The following is a 3,125-nucleotide window of genomic DNA, read 5'->3' as shown; positions in this document are numbered from 1 at the left end:
CAGCCTGCGCGGCCGTCACCCTCGCGGCCGTCACCGGCTGCTCCTCCTCGGGCGGCTTCGGCGACTCATCGGCCAAGCAGGCCTCCGGCGGAAACCAGAGCCTGAACGTGCTGATCGCCACCTCCGGCGAGGCCGAGACCGCCGCGGTCAAGGCCGCCACCGCGGACTGGGCCAAGAAGACCGGCAACACCGTCACCGTGCAGATCGCCAGCGACATCAACCAGCAGCTCGGCCAGGCCTTCGCCGGCGGCAACCCGCCGGACCTCTTCTACGTCAACTCCGACCAGTTCGCGAACTACGCCAAGGGCGGCTCGCTGTACGCCTACGGGGACCAGATATCCGACGCCTCGGACTTCTCCGAGCAGCTGCGCAAGGCCTTCACCTACGACGGCAAGCTCACCTGCCTGCCCAAGGACAGCTCCACCCTGGGCCTGGCCGTCAACACCGCCATGTGGCAGCAGGCCGGCCTGACCGAGGCCGACTACCCGACCACCTGGCAGCAGCTCGCCGACGACGCCGCCAAGCTCACCAAGGACAGCGTGACCGGCCTGGTGACCGCCCCCGACTACCAGCGGCTCGGTGCCCTGATGAAGGAGGCGGGCGGCTGGATCACCAACCCCGAGCAGACCGCGATGACCGCCGACAGCCCGGCCAACAAGCAGGCGCTGGACTTCGTGCAGACCATGATGAAGGCCGGCTCGGCCAAGTACGTCTCCGAGGTGGACGCCGGCTGGGGCGGCGAGGCGCTCGGCAAGGGCAAGGCCGCGATGACCATCGAGGGCAACTGGCTCAAGGGCGCGATGGCCAAGGACTACCCGAACGTCCAGTACAAGGTGCTCCCGCTGCCCGCCGGCCCGGCCGGCCCCGGCACCCTCGCCTTCAGCAACTGCTGGGGCATCGCCGCCAAGAGCCAGCACCAGGCGGCCGGCGTCGACCTGGTCAAGCACCTCACCAGCGCCGAGCAGCAGCTGGAGTTCTCCAAGGCCTTCGGCGTGATGCCCTCGCGCACCAGCGCGCTGGCCACCTACGCCCAGCAGTACCCCGAGTCCAAGGCCTGGGTCGACGGCGTCGCCAACTCCCAGCCGCCGGTCACCATCGCCGGGTTCAACAAGGTGACCACCCAGTTCAACACCGACCTCCAGTCGCTGAAGACGGGCGACCCGGCGGCCATCCTGGGCGCCCTCCAGCGCAACGGCGAGCAGGCCATCAAGAATGCCAAGTAAGAGCACCATTGGCACGAAGCCCAGGCAGAGCCTGCGCGAGGGAGCGTGGGGCTGGCTGTTCGCCGGCCCCATGGTCCTGGTCCTCGGCCTCTTCATGGTCCTGCCGATCGCGATGGCCCTGTGGGTCAGCCTGCTGCACTGGGACGGCCAGTCCAACCCGTTCAGCGGCAGCGCGGACTTCGTCGGCCTGGACAACTACCGCCGCCTCTTCACCGTGGACGGCCTGGACCGCACGCTGTTCGCGACCTCGATGCGCAACACGCTGTACTACGTACTGCTGACCGTTCCGCTCCAGACGGTGCTGGCGCTCTTCCTCGCCATCACGGTCAACCAGCGGATGCTGCGCGGACGGGGCGCCCTGCGCACCGTGTTCTACTTCCCGTCCGTCACCAGCTCGATCGCGATCTCGACGGTCTTCCTGTTCCTGTTCCAGGGCAGCGGAGCCGTCAACCGGATGCTGGACTGGCTCGGGGTCAAGGGCCCCAACTGGTTCGCCGATCCGCGCGGGGTGATCTGGCTGGTCCTCGGCTGGTTCGGTGTGGACCAGCCCGCTCCGACCTCCGGCGGCCCGCTCGGGCTGTCCTGGTCGGAGTGGTTCGCCGGGCCCTCGATCGCGATGTGCACCCTGATCCTGATGGCGGTGTGGACCACCTCCGGCACCTTCATGCTGATCTTCCTCGCCGCCCTCCAGGACATCCCGCGCGAGCTGGAGGAGGCCGCCGCGCTCGACGGCGTCAACCGCCGCCAGTTGCTGCGCAACGTCACCCTGCCCGCGCTGCGGCCCGTCCTGTTCCTGGTGCTGACCCTCGGCCTGATCTCCACCTGGCAGGTCTTCGACCAGGTGTACGTGATGGGCAAGGGCGCACCCGGCAACACCACCCTCACGCCCGCCTACCTGTCCTACTCGTCCGGCTTCGACAACGCCGACTACGGGCAGGGCGCCGCCATCGCGTTCGTCCTGCTCGGCCTGATCCTGCTGCTCACCGCCCTCCAGCGGTGGGTCCTGCGGGAGCGGGACGGCAAGCCCCGGCGCAGCCTGAAGGGAGCCCGCCGTGCGACGCGCTGACCGCAGGCCCGTCACGGACAAGCCCGTGCTCGGCCGCTTCCCCCGGCCGCTGCGCGTCCTCGGGTACACCGCCCTGGCCGCCTTCGCGCTGCTCTACCTGCTGCCGTTCCTGCTACAGCTGGCGAACAGCTTCAAGACCGACCCGGACGCGGCCGCGCACCCGATGACGCTGCTGCCCGACGGCGGCACGCTGGCCTCCTACCGGCGGCTGTTCGGCCTCGCGGAGGGCGTGGAGAACATCCCGTTCCTGCGCTGGCTGGGCAACAGCGTGCTGGTGACCGTCCTGGTCACCGCGGGCCGGGTGCTGTTCGACTCGATGGCGGGCTACGCGCTGGCCCGGATCAGCTTCCCCGGGCGCCGGCTGCTGTTCGGCTTCGTGCTGGCCGTGATGGCGGTCCCGGGCGTGGTGCTGCTGATCCCGAAGTTCCTGGTGCTGAAGACCTTCGGCATGTTCGACACCTACAGCGGCATGGTCCTGCCGCTGCTGGTCGACGCCGCCGGGATCTTCATCATGAAGCAGTTCTTCGAGTCGGTGCCGCGCGAGATCGAGGAGGCGGCGCGGATCGACGGCGCCGGGACGTTCCGGATCTTCTGGTCGGTCGTCCTGCCGATGTCCCGGCCGTCGCTGATCACGCTCACCGTGCTCTCCTTCCAGGGCTCCTGGAACGAGTTCACCCACTTCCTGGTCTCCACCCAGTCCAGCGAGCACGACACCCTGACCACCGGCCTGGCGCACTTCGTCTCCGGCGGCCTCGGCTCCGGAACGCAGTACCCGCTCAAGCTGGCGGCGGCGCTGGTCGCCACCCTCCCGGTGGCGGTGCTGTTCTTCCTCTTCC

Annotated in this window: 3 protein-coding genes; all 3 read left to right on the top strand. The window is 69.3% G+C overall.

Annotation, left to right across the window (positions count from 1 at the left end; genetic code table 11):
• A partial coding sequence (locus tag J0670_RS34125) for an extracellular solute-binding protein (protein WP_207816223.1) occupies positions 1–1,223 on the top strand: 1,223 nt, incomplete at its 5' end.
• The gene (locus J0670_RS34120; protein WP_243437919.1) at positions 1,213–2,289 is read left to right on the top strand and encodes a carbohydrate ABC transporter permease; all 1,077 of its coding nucleotides are present in this window, start codon (positions 1,213–1,215) and stop codon (positions 2,287–2,289) included. The genes J0670_RS34125 and J0670_RS34120, both read left to right, overlap by 11 nt.
• The coding region (locus tag J0670_RS34115) for a carbohydrate ABC transporter permease (protein WP_207816222.1) at positions 2,276–3,125 on the top strand (850 nt) is incomplete at its 3' end. The genes J0670_RS34120 and J0670_RS34115, both read left to right, overlap by 14 nt.

Origin of the sequence: Streptomyces sp. FH025, from assembly GCF_017427025.1 — a bacterium.
Lineage (GTDB): Bacteria > Actinomycetota > Actinomycetes > Streptomycetales > Streptomycetaceae > Kitasatospora.
This window is presented reverse-complemented; position numbering and strand designations above follow the sequence as displayed.

What these genes read in the sequence shown, in the direction of transcription:
- J0670_RS34120 (WP_243437919.1), top strand. Translation starts at nt 1,213, where the DNA reads ATGCCAAGTAAGAGCACCATTGGCACGAAGCCCAGGCAGAGCCTGCGC.